The organism is Pontibacter pudoricolor (assembly GCF_010092985.1).
Lineage (GTDB): Bacteria > Bacteroidota > Bacteroidia > Cytophagales > Hymenobacteraceae > Pontibacter > Pontibacter pudoricolor.
On sequence record NZ_CP048106.1, the window covers coordinates 4,054,187 to 4,075,363 of the forward strand.

Genomic DNA, 21,177 nt, shown 5'->3' on the forward strand with positions numbered 1-21,177 from the left:
TTTTAATTGATAGAAACTGAAATGCTAACTGCAGCTATAGTTTATAGTTAACCGTGCGTTAAACTATAAACTATAGTTACTGAGAAAGCCTGGCAGTATGTGGATTTATAGCTTTGGTAAATCTGGTTATAGTCGGGCCGTTATTGGTGTTTTTACCGACAATTCAATGGCCTGGCTTTTATACTTGCTGGTGAAAACACACGGCAAGGGCGTGAAACCAGGGCAGATAAAATACTAAAAAGTTGCTATAGTTTAAACTCGGGTTTGGTCCGGACTATAAACTATAGTTTTTGTAAAGGCCTGACAGGCTACGTGTTTATAGTTAACAGCTATAGTTAAGTTATGTATTTACCGCGGCTTCTGGGCGGCAACTATATAAACCAAACTACCGCCTGCCGATACATATTCCTCGTTCAGCAGTTTCTGCTTCATGGTTATTTTGTTGTAGAGCAGCTTTTCCCAGTAGGCATCAAATTTATCTTTTTCGCCGCCGCCGGCCATGTAGTAATTCAGGTTGTCCTGGTAGTCGTAGCCCATGGCTTCGGTCTCTATCCATTGCATCATTTGCTCCACACGCAGAATCTTTTCCTGTGTATCGTAAGGTGGTATAATAGAAAGCGCTTTATCCGATATCCAGACTTTAATGTCGCGCAGGCCGGCTTTCAGGAACAGGTCCGGAACTACATCGCCCAGCGAGTTAAAGCCTTCGCCCAGGTTCTTTTTGCCTTTCTCGATGCGGAGCTTTATTTCCAGCACATCCAGCATGCCCTCCACGTTAAAATCGGTTTCGCCGTAACGGTCAAACATCAGGTTGGGCACCAGGTTATTGGGCTCCAGGGCAACTACCCAGGCACCCGGTTTGGTAACACGTATCATTTCCTGAATTACACGTTGCGGGTTTTTAACATGTATCAGTAAGGTCTGGCAAAGGGTAATATCAGCAATATTATCGGGCAAGGGAATGTCGGTAGCGTTGCCTACGCTGAATTTATAGTTGATCTCGTTATGGCCGAACTGGCTGTGCGCGCGCTGCTGCGCCTCTGCTATGTAACCCGGTTCATAGTCTACGCCTATTACGTTGCTGCCATCGGGCATGTATTTCGAGAACTTAAAGCCCATCATGCCTTTGCCGCAGCCAATATCTACTAAAGTCTGGCAGTAGGGTAAGTGCAGGCGCTGAGCCAGCAGTTCCAGGTAGTCGTCGTTCCACCAGTATTCGCGGGCAGGGCCCAGGTGTTCTTCTGAATGTTGTTTTTCGTCTTGCTCTCTCAACTATAGTTTGGTTAAATATAAAAAATAAGCCCCTGCCAGGGCAGAGGCTTATGATATCTTGCTAAACAGGTATTACTTCATTTTTTTCCACTCTGCAATGGCCTGTTCATTCATACGTACATATTCCGGGTTGTTTGCTTTCTTAGCTAGTTCTATTGACTGTTCTGCGGTTTTTATAGCGCCTTTGTAGTCTTTTAAATTAGCCTGGATTTTAGCCTGTGCATGCAGGTTCCAGAATTTAGCATCTTTCGCATTGGCTTTTTTCATCCACTCCAGCGCCTGCTTCATATCTTTGTTGGCACTCAGGTAGTACGATGCAGCTGCCGCATACATGTTTGGCGATATCTCTTTTCCGTTTACTACTTTCTCCTGAATCTGGGCCATTACTTTGCTATCCACGTCAGTGGTAATGGTAAAGCTGGCGATCTCCTTGCCCCATAGTAACTCAACGTCAGCGCTGTTGTTTTTCAGGTTAGCGAAGTTAATGGTAAAGGATTCTATAGTCCGCGGGTTGGTTTGCGGCTTTACAGTAAAACGAAGCTGATCATTTGCTTTGTCGTATTTTGCATCGTTGTTGCCCCAAAGCTCTTTGTTCTTGTGCAGGATTATGGTCCACTCGTTTTGGGCCGGAATGCTCATCAGTACATACTCGCCGGCAGGTACCTTATTGCCCTGTATCGTTATGTCGTCGTTGAATTTGATCAGGGTCGGGCTGTTGGCGCCTGTTCTCCACATTTCGCCATAGTTTGCTACATCTTTGCCAAACGTACGGCCTTTCAGCGACGGGCGCGAGTAAGAAATGGAAACATCAGTTAAGCCAACTTTCTGGGTAACAGAGGCAGCAGGGCTGGCAGCAGGAATTTCGATCTGGGCTTGTACTGTACTTGTGCCAAGTAGCATGGCCGCAGAAAATGCTAAGCCGATAAGTGTCTTTTTCATGAGTTTATATTTTATTGGAAGATTATAGTTTGGTACGTGAAATTAGTCAAAATTAAGTTGCCTTTAAAGTTTAATTCCCGCCTGTTTGCTGCAACTATTGTTTACCAGCTGCGCCCTATGCTTAACCCGAAACGTGGTACCAGGGCTAAACTGCCGGTTTTCTCATCTCTGCCCTCCGGCGAAATAAAAGGTGTAAGCCCTGCCCGCACCAGCAAGCCGCCTTTGGGTACCTGGTACCGGAATCCTAACCTTGCAAAGTACATGTTCTGCAACAACTCAGGGGCATCGGTAAAGCGTTTGGTATATCCCAGGCCAAATTCGAAATGGTTGCGGGCTTTCCCAACCATAGCGTAAGCTTCAATCGGTACTACCGGGTATACGCCGGGCTCCTCTTCCATAAAAAACAGGTTGGTGCCCAGGCCTGCTCTTAATCCGCCCTTCCAGGCGTCCTGCTGGTATAAAATATGGTCGAAGTTTATAGAATAACTGTCGGAATTGCCCCCGACCTCCAGATAAAGCGATAGTTTGGCCCGAATGTTTTGTGTGAACTCCTGCGCATGAACTATAAAGGGAACTTGCAGCAGCAGGAAGACTATAAAAGCGCGAAAAAGGTTGAAATGCATCTAGAAGCGGCTAACCGTTAACTATAGTTGTGAATTTGCATCGAACATACGAAAAATATAATATTAAGTATGTTGGAGAATAAAAAAACCTGCCGGGGAAGCTCCGGCAGGTTTTTGAGGAATCAATAAGAAACGTTAGCTGAGCTCAAACTGTAGCCTGAGCAGGTTGGCGTAAATGCCGTTGTCGTTTGCAGAAAGCTGCTCATGCGAGCCCTCTTCCACAATCTCGCCGCCATCAATCACCAATATCTTATCTGCCTTTCTTATAGTTGCCAGGCGGTGTGCAATGATGATCGTGGTTCTGTCTTTCATCAGCACATCCATGGCTTGCTGTACCAGTTGCTCCGATTCTGAGTCCAGCGAACTGGTTGCTTCGTCCAGTATTAGAATAGCAGGGTTTTTAAGGATAGCGCGGGCAATAGCCACACGCTGGCGCTGTCCGCCCGATAGTTTTATGCCGCGTTCGCCAACCAGCGTATCCAGCCCTTCCGGGAACGACTCGATAAAATTATAGGCATTGGCTTTTCTGGCAGCTTCAATTATTTCAGCCTCTGTAGCTTCCGGGCGGCCATAAGCAATGTTTTCTTTTATAGTTCCGCCAAACAGCAATACTTCCTGTGGCACAATACCAATGTTTCCACGAAGCGTGGTCAGGTCCATGTTGCGCAGGTCTTTGCCATCTACGGTGATGCTGCCGCCCTGCACATCGTAAAAGCGCATCAGCAGCTGTATTATAGTTGACTTACCGGCACCACTTGGTCCAACTACAGCTACTTTTTCGCCGGCACGTGCTTCAAAGCTGATATCTTTCAGTACCTGGATATCCGGGCGGGTAGGGTAGGAGAAAGCTACGTTCTGATACGTGATATTGCCCTGCACGCGTGCTACCTGGCTTAGCGCCCGAAGGCTTTTATCGGTTGGTTCTTCCTGTTCCTGCAGTATCTCTAATATGCGTTCTGTGGCACCTAAGGCTGACTGAACCTTACCGTATAGTTCGCCGAGTCCACCCACAGATGCCCCGATAAAGGCGGTATACAACACAAATGAAACCAAATCGCCCTGGTTAATATCGCCGTTCGCTACCAGTGTAGCGCCATACCAGATAACCAGTATTATGCCGCCAAAAAGGCCAATGATGATGAACGAGATGAAGGCGCCACGATAATTTGCTGTAGTTATAGCTGTTCTAACTGCTTTTGCCAGGGTAGTACGGTAGCGGTTTACTTCAAACATTTCGTTTGTAAAGGCTTTTACCGTGTTTATGGCCTGCAGCGTTTCTTCAACTATAACATTGGTGTTTGCCAGTTCGTCCTGCGTTTTTTTGGAGAGCGTTTTAATTCTGCGGCCAAAGACCATAGCCAGCACTATAAGCACCGGAAAAGTAGCCAGCATAAACAGCGACAGCTTAATGGACGTCCACATGATGATGATGACACCAACTATAAGCGTGGTAAACTGCCTGAAAAGCTCTGCCAGCGTGATAGACATGGCATCCTGCACCTGTGCAACATCGGTTGTAATGCGGCTGGTAATTTCCCCTACACGGCGCTTCTCATAAAAGGAGATCGGCAACTGCATGAATTTGCTGTACAGATCTCTGCGGATATCGGCTACAGCATTCTCGCTTACCTGCGCAAAAAAGTACACCCTGAAAAATGAGAAAATGCCCTGCAGTAAAATAACACCAAACAAGCCCATAGCTATAACGTTGATGTTTGACAAGATGCCTGTAGAGTTGCCCGTTGCAGAATCGAAGAGTTGACCTACCAGGTATGGAAAAGCCATAAACGTAAGGCTGGAGAACAGCAGGAACCCAAGCCCAACTATAAATTTGAATTTATAAGGTAATACGTAGCTGAAAATGCGGAGCCCGCGTTGAAAGTTTTCCTTTGTGATCTTCTTTCTTTCTTCGCCGTCCTGCGCTCCTGTTTGCCCGAATCCGCGTTTTGCCATTAATGTACTGTGCGTTACTTAATTTTGAAAAGCCCCTATAGTAAGGTAGCCGGATTGGTTTTAACTGATACCTTTTGCTCAGGTTTAAAGTTACCCAATTTATAATGCTGCAAAGGTAAGCAATAAAGCGTAATTTATAGTTTAAGAGTTTAGGAGGGAAGAGTTAATGAAGTCAGGAAGTTAACAAGTTAGAAAGTTGGAGGTCAACTATGGCGCGAGCGAGGACGATAGTTACGAACTATAGTTGGAGGTCCCGCCCATTTATTTCACAGATTCGACACTATAGTTTAGCACTATAACTTAAATGCTTTTTGCTGGCGCGGGTTTGTAACTCGTGCCTAACTATGATGTTGCGTTTGTAACTCAACTGAGCCAGAGGCCCAACTATAGCCAGACACTCGCGCCATGTATATGACAAGCTTAATGACTATATGCCGCTGCTCAGGCCATCAAAGCATCACTCGGCTTAGCTTCGTTGCTGACAAGACGCAAGGTATTGCGTCTCTACAATTAACTGTAAACTCTTTAACTCCTAAACTATTTTCCCTGCGCCAGCTCCAGATCGTCTGTTTTGCCGGATGAGATGGCGAATAAACCTACAAAGGTCAGGAAGCCATTCAGGATCAGCACTTCAAAGCCGAACTCGTACCCATACAGCCACTCTACAGAATTATAACTGATGATGTAAGTGAGAATTGGAGCAATGATACAGATGGCCGGTACAAACCTGTCGCGGATGGCGCGTTTCGTATAAAGCCCGAAAGTGTAGAGACCAAGCAATGGCCCATAGGTATAACCTGCCACTTTAAATACAGCCGTTATCACACTTTCAGAGTTCAGAATATCAAAGGCAATAATGACCAGCACCATCACTACTGAAACCCCGAAGTGTACAATGTAGCGTAAACGTACGCGCTCGTGCTCCGAACGTTCACTAAAGTTCAGGAAGTCGACACAGAAGGATGTTGTGAGAGCCGTAAGCGCAGAGTCGGCGGAGGCGTAGGTTATGGCAATAATGCCCAGAATAAACACAATGCCCAGGAATGGCGTGAAGTGGTTAAGCGCCAGGAACGGGAACACATCATCGCCTTTGGCCGGCAGGGTTATGCCTTTAGAGTTCGCGTAAATGTAAAGCAATGCTCCCAGCGTAAGGAAGAGCAGGTTTACAAACACCAGTATAATGCTGAACCAGAACATGTTTTTCTGGGCTTCGCCAATGTTTTTGCAGCTCAGATTCTTCTGCATCATATCCTGGTCCAGGCCAGTCATAACGATAGCTATAAAGGCACCTGAAAAGAACTGCTTCAGAAAATATTTGCTGTCTTTTACATCCCAGAAAAACACCTGCGAGTACTTGCTGTTCTGCACACTCTCGACCATCCCCTGGAAGCCCATGTTCAGTTCATCCGAAATAAGCCAGATGGTGGTAACAACCGCGATCAGCATGGCCGTAGTCTGGAAAGTGTCGGTCCAGATAATGGTTTTCATGCCACCCCGGAACGTATAAACCCAGATCAGCGCTATCGTTATCATAACCGAAACGGCAAACGGAACACCCAGATCATCGAATACCGCTAACTGCAGCACACCTGCTACCAGAAACAAGCGGATAGAAGCCCCCAGCGTGCGCGAAAGCAGGAAGAAAGCCGCTCCGGTTTTGTAAGACCAGTACCCAAAACGTTGCTCCAGGTACGTGTAAATAGATACTAAATTTAACCTATAGTACAGTGGCATCAGCACCGTGGCAATTACAAAATAGCCCAGCAGGTAACCTAAAACCAGTTGCAGGTAAGAGAACTGCGCATTCTGCACCATCCCCGGAATTGACACAAACGTTACCCCCGAAAGCGAAGTGCCGATCATGCCAAAGGCCACAATGTACCACGGCGACTGTCGGTTTGCCAGGAAAAAGGTATCGGAGTCGGTGTTCTTACTCGTGAACCAGGAAATAGTGATCAGAATAAGGAAGTAGCCAATAATCAGGCTTATAATAAGGGTAGAAGACATAAGGCTGTCTGTTAGATGTAAACCACAAATATAGCAAAACTATAACGCTATAGTAGTTAGAGTTTAGGCCAGATCGCGAAGCAGTAACGGTTCGCCGATGGCGGGTATTTTTAAGCCACTGATCAGGCCGGCAGCAGCAATCTGTTGCAGTAACCGCACCGGCTCGCTTGCCGGCTCATCCGATAAGTCGAACGTGCCATAGTGCATGGGTATAAAAGTGCCGCCACGCAGAATGTTGTACGCCCGCACAGCCTCGTTCGGGTTCAGGTGGCTTTTCTGCATCATAAAAGTAGGTTTATACGCGCCTACAGGCATAATGCAAATATCCAGCGGGCCAAACGTTTCCTGCATCTCCTCAAAATGGCCGTTAAAACCAGTGTCGCCGGCAAAGTATATGGTTTGTTCTTTTGTTTTGATGATAAAGCCGCCCCACAGCACCGTGTTCATATCGAAAAGGCCGCGACGATGCCAGTGCGATGCCGGAACAAAATAAATTTCGAGATGGTCCGGGACGATGTCGTAGCGCTGGTACCAGCCGGCTTCCTGGTAAGGCAGGTGTTTGCTGGCACTCCGGATAAGGCTGCCTGCGTGTAGCGGGGCCAGCACTTTTAAGTTAGGGTTGCTGCGGCAAACAGTGCGCAGCGACTTTATATCCAGGTGATCGCGGTGGGCGTGGGAGAGCATTACAAAATCAATGTTCTTCAGCTCTTCGGGCGCGCAGGGCAGGCAAACCCGGCGTTTTATCAGCGGCAGATCATACAAAATCGGGTCGATGAGAAAAGTTATGCCCTGTAGTCGTATAAAAAAAGTAGCATGCCCAAGCCACACGATCATGTCCTCATCGGCATGTATAAAGTTGCTGTCTGTAACTACAGGTGGCGTATAGGTGTCGGCTTTCTTTTCTGCTTTTTGTGGGTTACCGGAGAGTTTCCAGCGGATCACGTTGCTGAAATCGGGATTGTATAGTTCGTCGCCGTTTGCAAACTGGTTGCGTATGATCTTGTTGCCTTTGTAGCCTGGTTTTATAGTTTCCAGCTTCGGGTTGTTGATGTGCCTTACTTTAGGTTCCTTGTTCTGCAAGTCTATAAACGTTTGATGATGGTATACTATAACTATAATTGCACAGTTTGGGTTAAAAAGTGGCAATAAAAAACGCTCTCCTGTTGCCGGGAAAGCGTTTTTTAAAATGTATAAAATCTTGTGTTAATATCCGAACGGGCTGTGTCCGAAACCTGAATTATAGTACGGATTATAGTACGGCGAGGCGCCATCTGTGTAGCGAACTGCACCCGAAACCGAAAACTTATCGCTTATCTTGTAAGTTGCACTGAAATCGGCGCCCTGGCGGCCCATGTAGTTATAGTTGTTGTACGCCCCCAGTTCCTGTGGCATATTCGACAGGTCCTTCCAAACGTTTCCGCTCAGGATCAAACGATCATTTACCAGGTAATCGCCGCCTACACTAACTATGTACTGGCTGTTGCCCTGCGAACGACGAACTACAGTTCCTCCCTCGGTAGTAAAGGCATAGTTGCGCGGCATGGAGCTTACATAAGTAAAGCTGGCATACCCCCTGAAGCGGTCTGTAACCTGGTAGCGGGCAGTTGGCTGCACATAGGTGCTGGCCCCGAAATAGCTGTTGTAGCTGGCTCCCAGGTTCAGGTTGTAGCTAAGGCGCGGTGTGGCTGGCAAAGCATCTGTAGTTGCTTTTACAGGTGCCTGTGCCATGGCGTTTCCGGCAAAGCACATCAGGCAAACCATTACTATTTTAACTGCTATTTTCACGTAGTATATCTTCAGATTATAGGTACTAAGGTAAAACTTACGCCTGTTAAAAACAAGTACTTATCATAACGGTAACAACAGGCGGATGTTATAGTTTGCCTTTTAAATACCGGTAACTATAGTTCAGACTTACTGTTTAACCTGCGAGCCAAGCCACTTGTTTCGGAACTGCTGTATGGCTGGAGTAAGTTCCTTACCGATGTTCTCGTAAAGCGCCACTTCAAGAGCAGGAACTTCACCCAACGTTATAGTTGCGTTATGCGTGGTGCCACGGCTGCTATAGGTAACTGGAATAGTATCTCCCGGTTTATGTTTGTCCATTACTTTTTTCAGGTCCTTTTCGCTTCTTATCTTCCTGGTATCCAGGCTTACAATTATATCGGCTCTGTCTAGTCCTGCTTTGTATGCCGGAGACGTAACTGCGGTGCCATAGTTGATAACAGCACCATTTTTTGTAAACTCAAATCCACCGATGCCCAACGTAGCTACGCCCGGTTTTGCTTTGCGAAGCTCCAGTCCGGCCTGAGCCAGCAGAGGTGCAAAGTCAGGCAGCTCGCTTCCGTTTACATAGTTGCTGAACACTTTTGCAGCCCAGGCTTTGTCGCCGCTTACTTCGGCCAGCGTTTCCTGCAGGTCTGCTAAAATATACGGTTTCTCAGGTTGGCCATACTTTCGCCACAGCGCCTGCATATAATCGTCCAGTGTTTTGCTATAGTTCTGGCGAAGCGTCATGTCCAGGCTTAGCCCGAGCATGCTGCCATAGGTGTAGTAAGAAATAAATGTATTGTGACGGTTTACAGCGTCAACGGAACGGGCGGCATCCACAAAAGGAGCCTGTTTGCTCATCTCAACCAAACTATGGTATTGGCGGCCCGGCGAAAGCAGCACATAATTCAGGTCACCGGTAAGTCCGTCGGTAAAGTCTTTTATACTGATGATACCGCTGCGTGGCATGGTCAGGTCGCCGTAATAGCTTGTAAAGCCTTCAGCCAGCCACAGGGCCTCACTCATATTGGCTTCCTGAAAGTTAAATGGCTCCAGGCTCTTCGGGCGGATGCGCTCTACGTTCCAGGCATGGAAAAACTCATGCGACACGGTATTCAGTTGGCCTGTCATGGCTTTGGCAAGTGGCTGTGAACTGGTAACTATAGTTGAGTTGCGGTGCTCCATGCCATCGCCGTTTGTTTGCGGCATATAGCAGCCAATAAAGGTATAGCGTCCAAAATCGAAGTCGGGTAATTCACCAAAAACAGCACGCTGTTCTGCTACAATTTTCTGCGTTTTCCGGACGTATTCGTTAAACTGTTCTTTTGTACCGGTATGGTGCAGTGTAACCTGTATGGTCCTTGGTTTTCCGTTTTCCTGTATAGTCCATTCGGCAAGATCATAGTTGCTTAACTCGGCAGGGCTATCCATCAGATACTGGAAGTTTGGAGCAGAATAGGTATTGCCTTGTTCGTGTTTCAGTTGGGTGGCTACTTTCCAGTTGCTGTTCTGGGGGATGTTGAATGTAACCTGTGCCGGTACTTTGTCAAACGCTGTAGCATGCATTAAAGTAGCCGGCATGTTCAGGTGGGCATGCGTTTCATCTATCCCCGCGTAAGTTCCGTCCGCGTGGTCGCCGAACAGGGTATAGGTTATAGTTGCAGTGCCCTTATGGCCGGTTATGTTCCACTGGTGCGGTGTTGCTTTCCAGATTTTAAGTAGGTTGCCCTGATTGTCGGTAGCTTTTACACTGTAAACGTTCTTTGCAAACTCGTGCAAGGCATAACGTCCCGGCGAGCTACGGCTCATCAATACTTCCAGCGTGTCAGTTGCAATGCCAGAAAAAGTAACACTAATTTCTGCTTCGTGGTGCACTGCATTCGGAAACGACAGGTTATAGGCTACTTTTTGCTGCGCGCTAAGCGGTATTGTCAGGAGTAGTGTTGCAAGTAAACTATAGATTTTAGATAGCATGTGGTGTTGTGTTTAGTTGATTGAAAGATAAGGAGAAGGATGTAGGTACACAAATGGAGGATATAGTTTCTGTTTCTGTCATCCTGGGGGAAGTTGAAGGAGCTTATTTGTCCTATAGTTCTTCTTTTGTTATTTCGAACATTCTTGAGACGCGAGTCGAAGAGAGCCAGCATAGCTGTGAGGAATCTTATATATCCTATAGTTTCTCTTTTGTCATTTCGACGTTAGGAGAAATCTGAATGCTATAGTTTGCTACTCTACTATTCAAACCAAGCCTTTACTTCCATAGCCTTCTTTACTCCTGGGAGCTCTACTTGCCTACAGTTTCAAATTAGCTTTGGTGCCCTCACGGCCGGGAGGCCACGTCTTCGGGCATCGCGCTGCTGCTTTCTTGCTACCCTCGTACCTCGGGTTGCCTGACGGCACCGCAACAAAGCAAAGGCGCTCAACCCAAAGACTGCGATCTTTCACATAGTTACTTTTGTCTATGGTTTGAAAGTTATAGTTGCATCGCTTTATCGTGGCTGTAGTTTCGTAGGGACAGGTCGCGACCTGTCCGCTCGACAGGCTGCAACTATAGCAAACTCAGATTTCTCCTTTCGTCGAAATGACAAGTTGAAAAAGCAGTAGCAGAAAGTCCCCTTTGAAGGGGGCAGGGGGATGACAAACGGCAACTATAAAACGATAGCCACCAACTATAGCAGCAGCCGAAATTCCCCTCTCGGGAGGGGGCAGGGGTGGGTTAAAACAGCAACTATAGAACTATACTCCTACTATATCAAAGGCCTGAAAATTCCCTGCTTTAGGCAAAGATGAGCGTGAGGCACATTTAAACTTCACAACACATCTTTATTTTATCAATAATGCTAAATATTTTAGCTTTCTATATAGCTTTTGCTAATTTTGTTCGTAAAGCAAATGCATATGGAAACTAAAGTGATACCTATAAGTCAATGGCAGCCGGGGCTGTATAGTATCGCAGAAGAGGCGGATGATAAACTATTGTTGTTTGGAACCACTGTACGGGCCGGTTTCCCGAGCCCCGCTGCCGATTATTCTGCTGACCCGATTGACCTGAATAAATATATCTCAGAGAACCCCACGGCTACGTTCTTGGCGCGCGTAGAAGGCGACTCCATGATAGGAGCGCATATTGAATCAGGTGATCTTGCCGTAATAGATCGATCTGTTAAGGCGATTACCGGAAATATCGTACTGGCTTTTGTGGATGGCGAATTTACCATTAAGCGGGTCCTGTTCCGGAGAGACGGTACTTACCTGCAACCCGAAAATCCTAACTATGAAACTATAAAAATAGATAGGGAAGATGGTGGCCATATCTGGGGTGTTGTGGTGGGCGTGATCAAAAAGTTTAAGTAAGCCATGACATCGCTGTTTGCTATAGTAGATTGTAATAACTTTTATGCGAGCTGCGAGCGCGTGTTTAATCCTGCGCTCAATGACAAGCCGGTGGTGGTGCTTTCGAATAACGATGGCTGCATTATAGCGCTCAGCAACGAAGCCAAAGCCTTGGGCATAAAAATGGGTACTCCCTACTTTCAGGCACGGCCACAGCTTGAGAAGGATGGTGTGGCCGTGTTCAGTTCTAACTATGAGCTGTATGGGGATATGTCGCGGAGGGTGGTAGAGACGCTGCAGCAGTTTACGCCTAACCTGGAAGTCTACTCTATAGATGAAAGCTTCCTGGATTTGGGTGATTTCTATAAAGTAGACCTGCAGGAGTATGCTAAAACTATAAAACAAACCGTGCAGCAGTGGACGGGCATACCAGTAGCCGTAGGCGTGGCTGCTACCAAGACTCTGGCTAAAGTAGCGAACCGCATCTCTAAAAAATCCGAGAAAGCGAATGGGGTGTTGGTGCTGACAGACGAGCGGCATATAGAGGCTGCACTGAAAAGAACCGACGTAGGAAGTGTTTGGGGTATCGGCCGGCGCTACGCCACTAAACTGGCCGGCCTGGGCATACACACTGCCTGGGACCTGCGTAACGTGACCGACGCCTTCGCTAAAAAGCACCTGACCGTAGTGGGGCTGCGTACGGTAAAAGAACTGCGCGGAGAGTCGTGTATGGAGTTGGAGCATATGCCACCAGCCAAGCAAAACATCTGCACATCGCGCAGCTTCGGCGAAACATTAACCGAACTAACCGACCTGGAAGAAGCTCTGGCCACACACACCGTGCGTTGTGCTATGAAGCTGCGCAAGCAAAAGTCGTGTGCCGGCGTGATCACCGTTTTCCTGATGACGAACCGCTTTACCGAGCAACATTACTACTATAGCCGAACTATAAAACTCGACAGCCCCACCAGCAGCGAGCTCGACCTGCTCCGCCACGCCACCAAAGCCCTGAAACAGCTCTACCGCCCCGGCCTGCAGTATAAAAAAGCAGGCGTTATAGTTACTGATATAGTTCCAGCCAACCAGGTACAGCTCTCGTTACTCAGCAGCCAAAACACCGAACGTGACACCAAACTAATGCACGTCCTCGACGACCTACGCGAAAGGTATGGCAATAAGTTCGTGAAGTATGGCGTGCAGGGTACCAGTAAAAAGTGGCAGCTAAAAGAAGAGCATATCTCGGCGTGCTATACTACGGATTTGAGTGGGTTGCTTAAAGTGGGGTAGAGATTTGTGATTCGCGAATTGCAAATTAATAAGTTGTTTCTCTGTTAAGTTCTGTTTGCTGGCGCGAGCTTGCAGCTCGTGCCTTGTCGCAAGACTTAGATTTTCAACAAAGTATAAAATGAGTAAGTGTAGTTACCCAGAACTATAAAAGCTTAAGGAATAGTAAGCACGAGCTACAAGCTCGCGCTAGCGGGGCATGGCGCAGAAAGATAAGGCCCAGTACGGGCATATAGTACTCGGTAGAAGTCAGCTTCGAGTTAGAGCGCAATTGGTCAGCGGCAGATCACAGCCTACGCTCCAGTTGTTCAAAATTTTCCAAGGGTGAATATTATAAAAGTTGTAACAGCAAATAGGAGTAAATATAGGGAAATGGAGATGAAGTTGCAAGGGTTGCTTCAGGTAGAATAACATGCAGTATGTTGTATATGTAGAAATCTTAATGATTTAATATTCCTAACCTTTCTTAAATAGGTAAAAATATATATTAATAAAATTGAATGTAATCTATTTAAGAATAATGTATAAATTGCTGATCATTGTAATCAAAACAAACTTAAAATATATGGGAGAAGCAGCAAAGGTCATCAGCTTTTATGCTCAAGTAGATGGAGGCACAGAGAATAAAACAACAAGGCAAAGAGTAGAAAATACGTTTTCCGAAGAACTAGTTATAGGTTTATGTGCACCTATTGGTACCAACAGGCAGATAGTTATAGACGCAATAATCAAAAGATTAAAAGAAGACTATAATTATGAATGTGAAATCATTAAACTAAGTGATTTTATATCACAATATAGCTCTAACTCGGTGAATATATTAGCGGGTAAGACTAAGTAATATTCAGAGCACCTATTCAAAATTGATGAAGGAGACGCTTTAAGAAGCCAATATTCTAAATCTATACTTGCTGAATTCGCAATACAAAAAATTCTTTTGCAAAGATATGATATTGCAAAAAAGGAGAAATCAAGTGGAGCGCAAATAACTCCGGAGGATTTTTCAGGAAGGCGCAAATGTTATATTATTGATTCAATAAAAAACAAAGAGGAGCTCTTGTTATTTAGAAGTGTCTATCGAGAGTTATTCTACTTTATAAGCGTTTTTTCCCCTTTACAAGAAAGGAAGGAGTTTCTAAAGGATAGAGGTCTTTCCCAGCCAGAGGTAGATGAACTGATTTCTATAGATTCAGGAGGGAAGCTAAACCATGGACAAGAGGTTATTAATACCTTCAAATTGGGGGATTTCTTTATCAGAATTGCTAATAAGGCGAGTCTAGATAAGGTCAAAAGAGGGGTTGATAGATACTTGCATTTGATTTTTGATACTAAAATCATTACTCCGACGCCGAACGAAACCGCCATGTATAAAGCAAAATCTGCTGCAGGAAATTCAGCATGTTTGTCTAGGCAAGTCGGGGCTTCTATTACAGATAGCAATGGTATACTACTTTCAATCGGCTGGAACGATGTGCCGAAGTTTGGAGGGGGCTTATATCAGACATTGGATGAAGAGTCAGATGATGCGATTGATTTTAGATGCATGAATAAAGGTGCAGATGGAATGTGTTTTAATGACGATGAAAAGAACATTCTTTCTAAGGCCTTAGTTGAGGAACTTGTTACTCAAGGTCTAATTGAAGAGTCCAAAAGAGAAGATTCATATGACATTATTCGTAAGTCAAATATCAAAGGACTTATAGAATACTCTAGATCAGTACATGCTGAAATGCACGCAATAATTGTAGGTGCTCAATCTACTGGTAATAAAATGGTTGGTGGGAAACTGTTTTGCACAACCTATCCTTGTCATAATTGTGCGAGACATATTATTGCTGCAGGTATAAAAGAAGTTTATTATATTGAGCCATATCAAAAGAGTTTATGTACAAAGCTACATGCTGATGACATTACTGAGGACGAAACGCAAGAGGCAAAGGTTCGTATATTGATGTTTGATGGGGTAGCACCCAATAGATACCTGAGGTTTTTCTCAATGAATGATAATCGTAAATCTGCAGACGGGAAAGGGAAAAAAATTAAAGATTTAACTACTGCTAAACCGAAGACGCAATTATCTTTGCAGGCAATTCCAACTTTAGAGGCTCAAGCTGTACATTCATTAAAAAGCTATGGAATACAAGAACGTGAAGAAACAGTATAAAACTGGACAACAACTATCATTATTTGATAATGTTATTATTGAGTACGGAGCTTGCTCTTTTATAACCCCATTTAAAGAAGCAGATGTTGTGCCGGATTATGAAGGAAAGGTTATCAACCTTTGTTCTTATGTTAAAGAAAAAAAGAAGAGTTATATAAGTGAAATTTTAGTCTCAGTGAAGGCATTCTAAAAATAAGGAATAATCTATTTCGTTAAAACAGGGTCACTTTGAAGATAAGTGACCCTGTTTTTGTTTGCATGTATACAACAGTGACTAAGGATATGGTTCACTGAGAATTTTTATGAAGACTTGTATGCAGATAAAAAAAGCCACTTAGCAGTTTTACCTGTAAGTGGCTGATTTTCAAGTGGTCGCGAAGGGAGTCGAACCCCTAACCTTCTGATTCGTAGTCAGATGCTCTATCCAGTTGAGCTACGTGACCATTTTCCGTAATGGTGATGCAAAGTAACGCCAATTTTTCTTACAACGCAACCCCTAAACACACATTTTTTTAATTTTTAGCGCTCGCGTTCTTCAACGCTTTCTTCAGGGCGCGGTCAAAAACAAAGTATAAACCACCTATCGAAATGATAATCAGCGCGATCATAAGCAATTTTCCGGTGGTGCCGCTGTCCGGGTCCTGCAGCAAAGAAATAATATCTTTTGCCTGTGTACCTATCCAGTAAAAGAAAATAGTGCGCGGAAGCATCCCAACTATACTTGCCAGGAAAAATTTCTTACGGTTTATCTGCAACAACGACAGCACAAAATTCATCAGGGCAAAAGGCAGTACCGGCGAAATACGGGTTAAAAAGATAAGCGGCCAGCTTTCAGCGCGCAGTTCCTGCATCAGGTTACGGGCATTCTCGAAACGGTTCAGAAAGCTCATCATCTTGCCATGGTCTATCAGCTTGGCCAAACTATAGCCTACCAGCGCCGCTACGCCATACGCCACCACCACGCCCGGAAAAGCCTGCCAGCCTAAATAGAAGCCGCTCACCAGCGCTACAAACGTAGTAGGAGTAAGTGCCAGGGCCATCGTTATCGATATCACCAGGAAGTACAAAAGCAGTTGCCAGATGGTAAGGTCCCGGAAAAGATCCTGGTACTGGTACAGGTAAACAGCCAGAGTAGAACTTACTGTAACGGGCACCACTACCAACAACAGCATCGATACAAACGTAGATGCATTTTCGCGTACAAGGTTTCTCAGCAGTGGTATCAGCTTCATCAGCTTACGGGGTTTGGTAATGTTAGCATTAGACGAATGACAAAGGAGAAAAGATTTTAGCTGACAACAAAGTATAACTATAGCTAAACAACTATAGGCGGGTGCTGTTTCTTATTTTTATTAACTTGCGAAGTATCGTTTATAACTAAACTATAGATATGAAATTCGGAACAAAAGCTATACACGCTGGTGTAGAACCAGACCCAACTACAGGCGCCATCATGACGCCAATTTACCAGACATCAACTTACGTGCAGCGCTCACCAGGCGACCATAAAGGCTACGAATACTCACGTACCCACAACCCAACCCGTACGCAGCTACAGAACGCACTGGCGGCCCTGGAGAACGGTAAACATGGCTTGTGCTTTGCTTCAGGTATGGCTGCCATTGATGCAGTTATAAAAATGCTGGCTCCCGGCGACGAGGTGATCTCAACGAATGATTTGTACGGCGGTAGCTACCGTATTTTTACCAAGATCTTCCAGAACTATGGTATCAAGTTCCATTTTACCAATATGGCTGACCTGAGCAAGGTGGAAGCGCTGGTAAACGAGAATACCAAAATGATCTGGGTAGAAACACCAACTAACCCGCTGCTTAACATCATCGATATTAAAGGCTGCGCTGCCATCGCTAAAAAGCATAACCTACTGTTGGTAGCCGATAACACGTTTGCCACGCCATACCTGCAAACGCCACTGGATCTGGGTGCTGACATTGTGATGCACTCGCTTACCAAGTACATGGGCGGCCACTCGGATGTGGTAATGGGTGCGCTTATAGTTAACAACGATGATTTGCATGAACGTTTAGCTTTTATCCAGAATGCGTGCGGCGGTACACCGGGCCCACAGGACTGCTTCCTGTTGCTGCGCGGTTTAAAAACGCTGCACCTGCGCATGGAGCGCCATTGCCAGAACGGTCGTAAGATTGCCGGGTACCTGCGTAACCACCCGAAAGTTGAGAAAGTATTCTGGCCGGGCTTTGAAGATCATAACAACCATAATGTGGCCAAAGAGCAGATGAATGACTTTGGTGGAATGATCTCGTTTGTGCTGAAAGGCGATAAAGTAGAAGATGCTACCCGTGTGCTGGAGAAACTGAAATTCTTTGCGTTGGCAGAATCATTAGGCGGTGTAGAGTCGCTGTGCGGACACCCGGCCACGATGACGCACGCCAGCATACCGCGCGAAGAGCGCATGAAAGCCGGTCTGAGCGACTCGCTGATCAGGCTAAGCGTGGGCGTAGAAGATGCCGAAGACCTGATCGCAGATTTAGAGCAGGCAATTGGATAACTTTTATTGACAAAAGAGTTTTTTGACAAAGGACAAAAGGCTTGTTTATAGTTCGAAGAGCCGTCAGCTTTATAGTTGGCGGCTTTTTATTTGTCTGAATCAGGATTTACAGGATAAATGGATTGACAAAATTGCTAGGACCTGGCAGTGTGCGCAGCTTCTACTAGTGTCTAGGTTTATAGTTCTATAGTTGCTGTGATCCAACCGCCCCTAACCCTTCAGCGCTACGCTCGCTACCTTCGAAATCGCTTCCCGGTAGTCTAAGGCGGGGAGCTTTTACAGCTATTACTATAGTTTAGATCATAGTTTTTTGTGGTTACATAATTCTTCACACGCTAACGGGAACTGTGCACTCTGCTAGGTCTGGACGTAACTATAGCTGCTGGAACTATAAACCTAAATTTCTTATCTTTCCTTAACTCTCTAACTCCTAAACTTCTAAACTCAAAAACTATGAATATTCTTTTCAGGGAGCGGCAGCGGTTCAGGCAGGTGTGGCTCTGGGTAATTATACTGGGAGTGGCTGCTGTTTTCTGGGCTGGGTTTGTGTACCAGGTTCTGTTGGGTGGTGGGTTTGGCAACAGGCCGGCATCTGATGTGCAGTTAGCTATAATAACGGGTTTGGTAGGAGTGGGGCTGCCTTACTTCTTTTATAAAATGTCGCTTACTACGGAAGTGGTTCCTGGTAAACTGCGGGTGCGCTTCTGGCCATTCCACTTAAAACCGGTAATTATAAAGCTGCACGAACTACGCGATTATGAGAAAGTAACCTATAACCCGATCATGGAATATGGTGGTTGGGGCATCAGGTGGGGTTTTAAAGGTAAGGCTTACAACGTGTACGGCAACCAGGGCGTGAAACTATACTTCTACAATAAACAAAGCCTGCTAATTGGCTCTCAGAAACCCGGTGAGTTATTTGATGCCATAACTATAGCCAAACAGCAGAAGGTTTAATTGTTGAAGGCTTAATTGTTGATTTGCACAAAACCATATCAATCCCAAAAATCACATTACTCCCGGTTCAGACAAAAAAAGGCTGCCAACTATAAAGCTGGCAGCCTTTGTAACTATAGTTCGCTTAGACTACTTCTGAGCCTGAACGCCTAATACTTTGTATACTTCAGTCATATCCGGGATCAGAACGATCTCAGTACGACGGTTTTTAGCTTTTGCAGCAGCAGTACGTCCTGTATCAGCTGGCTGGTAGTAAGCACGGCCTGCAGGCGTTACTCTGTCCGGAGAAAGACCTTTCTGAGTCAGAAGACGCGTGATTTCAGTTGCACGCAGTACGCTCAGATCCCAGTTGTCAGCAATTTTCTTAGTGCCTGGCAATACTTCCACGTCATCTGTATGGCCTTCTACCATTACACCAACTTCATTGTTCTTCTTCAGTACACTTACCAGTTGGTCAAGTGCTTTCTGGCCACCTGGGTTTACTTTAGTGCTGCCTGTGTTAAACAACAGCTTATCAGACATAGAAACGTAAACTTTACCATCTCTAACTTCTACACTCAGGTCACCTTGGTTAAAGCCTTGCAATGCAGTATTTACTTCGTTTCTCAGGTTGTCAAGTGCTTTCTGCTGCTCGTTCATTTTGCGCTCCATCTCAGCAAGAGATTGCTCACGCTCTTTCAGAGAAGCAGTTAGCTCATCAACTTTTTGTTTCGAAGCAGCTTGTTCAGCTTCCAGAGCTTCTTTACTTGCTTTCAGGTCTTCGTATTTTTTAGAAGATACGCAAGATGCCAGCATTGTAGTGCAAAGCAATACAGAGAAAGACGCTTTTACAAAGTTAAATTTCATGTGTTTTAATTTGTTGTTAGTTTATAAATAGTAATCTGGTAATACATTTATGACTGCAAAGATGTAAAAAACAAGTGCTAAAGCCAAGCTAAATTAGATAAAGACTATATTTGATGCCCCTCAAACGCTGAACTATAATACAATATTGTTAAAATTGAATATTTTATATAAAATACTGGGAATGAGGAGCAAAGGGTCCGACTTTTTTATCTTATAAGTTGATGCGGCACCTGAAAACTTTTGCGCCAATTCAACTGATGGTTACTGCCTTCGTTTCTGATTCCCGTAAAAAAGGATAACTTTAACATCTGTACTTTCACCTAATTACATCATGAAAAAACAACTATACTTTTTGTGCCTCTTTATGCTAATGGCTATAGTTAGCATGGCGCAAACCAAACCTGACTATTCTAAAATTACCCTGGTAATACATGGCGGCGCCGGAACTATAACCAAAGCCAACATGACACCTGAAAAAGAGAAAGCTTATAAAGAAGTGCTGAACCAGGCCCTGAAAACCGGCTATGCTATATTGGAGAAAGGCGGCTCGAGCCTGGATGCTGTTGAAGCCACCGTACGCGTAATGGAAGACTCACCGTTATTTAATGCGGGCAAAGGAGCCGTGTTTACCAACGAAGGCAAAAATGAGCTGGACGCGGCCATTATGGACGGAAAAACAGGCAAAGCAGGCGCTGTGGCGAGCCTAACTATAGTTCGCAACCCAATTACTGCTGCCCGTGCCGTAATGGAGCAATCAGAGCACGTAATGCTGATAGGGCAGGGCGCTGAGAAGTTTGCCAAAGAGAAAGGACTGGAGATTGTAGACCCGTCTTACTTCCGTACCGAAACCCGTTACCAGCAACTACAGAAACTGAAAGAAAAAGAAGGCGAGAAAACCAAGCTTGACCACGACAGCAGCGGCACTAGCAGCACCGAGAACATTTTTGTGGAAGGTGAGAAGTTCGGAACGGTTGGCGCTGTAGCCTTGGATGCCTATGGCAACCTGGCAGCAGCTACCTCAACAGGTGGCATGACCAACAAGCGCTACGGCCGCGTAGGCGATGTGCCGATTATTGGTGCCGGAACCTATGCCGATAACAACACCTGCGCCGTTTCGGCAACAGGCCACGGCGAGTATTTTATACGCTCCGTTGTAGCCCATGATATTGCTGCTTTAATGGAATACAAAGGCTATAGTTTAAAGAAAGCTGCCGATGAAGTGGTGATGAAGAAACTGGTGAAACGTGGCGGCGAAGGTGGAGTAATAGCCGTTGATAGAAATGGAAACGTTGCCATGCCTTTTAACTCTGCGGGTATGTACCGTGGCTACATTAAAAAAGGTAAATCCGAAGTGGCCATTTACAAAGAGTAGTGCCTGATTTTGCTTAAGAAATTTTAGTTTTTGAAGTAGAAAATGATCCATTGTTAGTGTTATCACCAACAATCCTGCTATCCGTAGGTCTTGCTGGTGAAAACACGCAGCAAGGGCGAAACCAACG

General features: G+C 45.4%; 18 protein-coding genes and 1 tRNA gene. 8 read left to right on the forward strand and 11 right to left on the reverse strand.

Going from position 1 to position 21,177, the window contains the following annotated elements; translation table 11 throughout:
• Window positions 1-348: 348 nt before the first annotated feature.
• From GSQ66_RS17520 to GSQ66_RS17555, 8 genes are all read right to left on the reverse strand, one after another.
• The gene (locus GSQ66_RS17520) at window positions 349-1,272 is read right to left on the reverse strand and encodes a class I SAM-dependent methyltransferase (RefSeq protein ID WP_162428642.1); all 924 of its coding nucleotides are present in this window, start codon (window positions 1,270-1,272) and stop codon (window positions 349-351) included.
• 72 nt (window positions 1,273-1,344) lie between these two features.
• Window positions 1,345-2,211: a DUF2911 domain-containing protein gene (locus GSQ66_RS17525; RefSeq protein ID WP_162428643.1), complete on the reverse strand. Its 867-nt coding sequence runs from the start codon at window positions 2,209-2,211 to the stop codon at window positions 1,345-1,347.
• A gap of 101 nt (window positions 2,212-2,312) precedes the next feature.
• Entirely contained in the window at window positions 2,313-2,834 is a 522-nt protein-coding gene (locus GSQ66_RS17530; protein ID WP_238395746.1) for a hypothetical protein, read from the reverse strand.
• A gap of 135 nt (window positions 2,835-2,969) precedes the next feature.
• Window positions 2,970-4,787: an ABC transporter ATP-binding protein gene (locus GSQ66_RS17535; RefSeq protein WP_162428644.1), complete on the reverse strand. Its 1,818-nt coding sequence runs from the start codon at window positions 4,785-4,787 to the stop codon at window positions 2,970-2,972.
• Between the two features lie 537 nt (window positions 4,788-5,324).
• Window positions 5,325-6,794: a sodium:solute symporter gene (locus GSQ66_RS17540; protein ID WP_162428645.1), complete on the reverse strand. Its 1,470-nt coding sequence runs from the start codon at window positions 6,792-6,794 to the stop codon at window positions 5,325-5,327.
• Between the two features lie 63 nt (window positions 6,795-6,857).
• Window positions 6,858-7,874 (reverse strand): MBL fold metallo-hydrolase, encoded by a 1,017-nt coding sequence (locus GSQ66_RS17545; RefSeq protein ID WP_162428646.1) that lies wholly within the window; start codon window positions 7,872-7,874, stop codon window positions 6,858-6,860.
• A gap of 123 nt (window positions 7,875-7,997) precedes the next feature.
• Entirely contained in the window at window positions 7,998-8,579 is a 582-nt protein-coding gene (locus tag GSQ66_RS17550) for a BamA/TamA family outer membrane protein (protein ID WP_162428647.1), read from the reverse strand.
• A 129-nt stretch (window positions 8,580-8,708) separates the two neighbouring features.
• A complete protein-coding gene (locus tag GSQ66_RS17555; RefSeq protein ID WP_162428648.1) occupies window positions 8,709-10,538 on the reverse strand; it encodes a M61 family metallopeptidase in 1,830 nt (609 codons plus the stop codon).
• A gap of 924 nt (window positions 10,539-11,462) precedes the next feature.
• On the opposite strand from GSQ66_RS17555, the gene GSQ66_RS17560 reads away from it, so the two are divergent.
• The 5 genes from GSQ66_RS17560 to GSQ66_RS17580 all read left to right on the forward strand — a co-directional run bounded on the left by GSQ66_RS17560 (window position 11,463) and on the right by GSQ66_RS17580 (window position 15,535).
• Window positions 11,463-11,918 carry a LexA family protein gene (locus GSQ66_RS17560; protein WP_162428649.1) on the forward strand — a complete coding sequence of 152 codons (456 nt, stop codon included), beginning with the start codon at window positions 11,463-11,465 and terminating at the stop codon, window positions 11,916-11,918.
• A gap of 3 nt (window positions 11,919-11,921) precedes the next feature.
• Window positions 11,922-13,184, forward strand: a complete 1,263-nt coding sequence (locus GSQ66_RS17565) for a Y-family DNA polymerase (RefSeq protein WP_162428650.1) — start codon at window positions 11,922-11,924, stop codon at window positions 13,182-13,184.
• Window positions 13,185-13,746: 562 nt separating this feature from the next.
• The gene (locus GSQ66_RS17570; protein ID WP_162428651.1) at window positions 13,747-14,022 is read left to right on the forward strand and encodes a hypothetical protein; all 276 of its coding nucleotides are present in this window, start codon (window positions 13,747-13,749) and stop codon (window positions 14,020-14,022) included.
• A gap of 63 nt (window positions 14,023-14,085) precedes the next feature.
• Window positions 14,086-15,345 (forward strand): anti-phage dCTP deaminase, encoded by a 1,260-nt coding sequence (locus GSQ66_RS17575; RefSeq protein WP_262887839.1) that lies wholly within the window; start codon window positions 14,086-14,088, stop codon window positions 15,343-15,345.
• Window positions 15,314-15,535, forward strand: coding sequence for a hypothetical protein (locus tag GSQ66_RS17580; protein ID WP_162428653.1), 222 nt, complete (start codon window positions 15,314-15,316; stop codon window positions 15,533-15,535). The genes GSQ66_RS17575 and GSQ66_RS17580 overlap by 32 nt, the downstream gene beginning before the upstream one ends.
• 179 nt (window positions 15,536-15,714) lie before the next feature.
• On the opposite strand, the gene GSQ66_RS17585 is transcribed toward GSQ66_RS17580, so the two are convergent.
• Window positions 15,715-15,788 (reverse strand) — tRNA-Arg (locus GSQ66_RS17585).
• 69 nt (window positions 15,789-15,857) lie between these two features.
• Entirely contained in the window at window positions 15,858-16,577 is a 720-nt protein-coding gene (locus GSQ66_RS17590) for a TVP38/TMEM64 family protein (protein WP_162428654.1), read from the reverse strand.
• A 158-nt stretch (window positions 16,578-16,735) separates the two neighbouring features.
• Between GSQ66_RS17590 and GSQ66_RS17595 the strand changes: the two genes are divergently transcribed.
• Complete coding sequence (locus GSQ66_RS17595; protein ID WP_162428655.1) at window positions 16,736-17,875, forward strand: cystathionine gamma-synthase; 1,140 nt, start codon at window positions 16,736-16,738, stop codon at window positions 17,873-17,875.
• A 453-nt stretch (window positions 17,876-18,328) separates the two neighbouring features.
• Window positions 18,329-18,832 (forward strand): hypothetical protein, encoded by a 504-nt coding sequence (locus GSQ66_RS17600; protein ID WP_162428656.1) that lies wholly within the window; start codon window positions 18,329-18,331, stop codon window positions 18,830-18,832.
• Between the two features lie 129 nt (window positions 18,833-18,961).
• Here GSQ66_RS17600 and GSQ66_RS17605 read toward each other — a convergent pair whose 3' ends face one another.
• Window positions 18,962-19,678: an OmpA/MotB family protein gene (locus GSQ66_RS17605; protein ID WP_162428657.1), complete on the reverse strand. Its 717-nt coding sequence runs from the start codon at window positions 19,676-19,678 to the stop codon at window positions 18,962-18,964.
• Between the two features lie 331 nt (window positions 19,679-20,009).
• On the opposite strand from GSQ66_RS17605, the gene GSQ66_RS17610 reads away from it, so the two are divergent.
• Window positions 20,010-21,050 carry an isoaspartyl peptidase/L-asparaginase family protein gene (locus GSQ66_RS17610; RefSeq protein WP_162428658.1) on the forward strand — a complete coding sequence of 347 codons (1,041 nt, stop codon included), beginning with the start codon at window positions 20,010-20,012 and terminating at the stop codon, window positions 21,048-21,050.
• The last annotated feature ends 127 nt before the right edge of the window (window positions 21,051-21,177 follow it).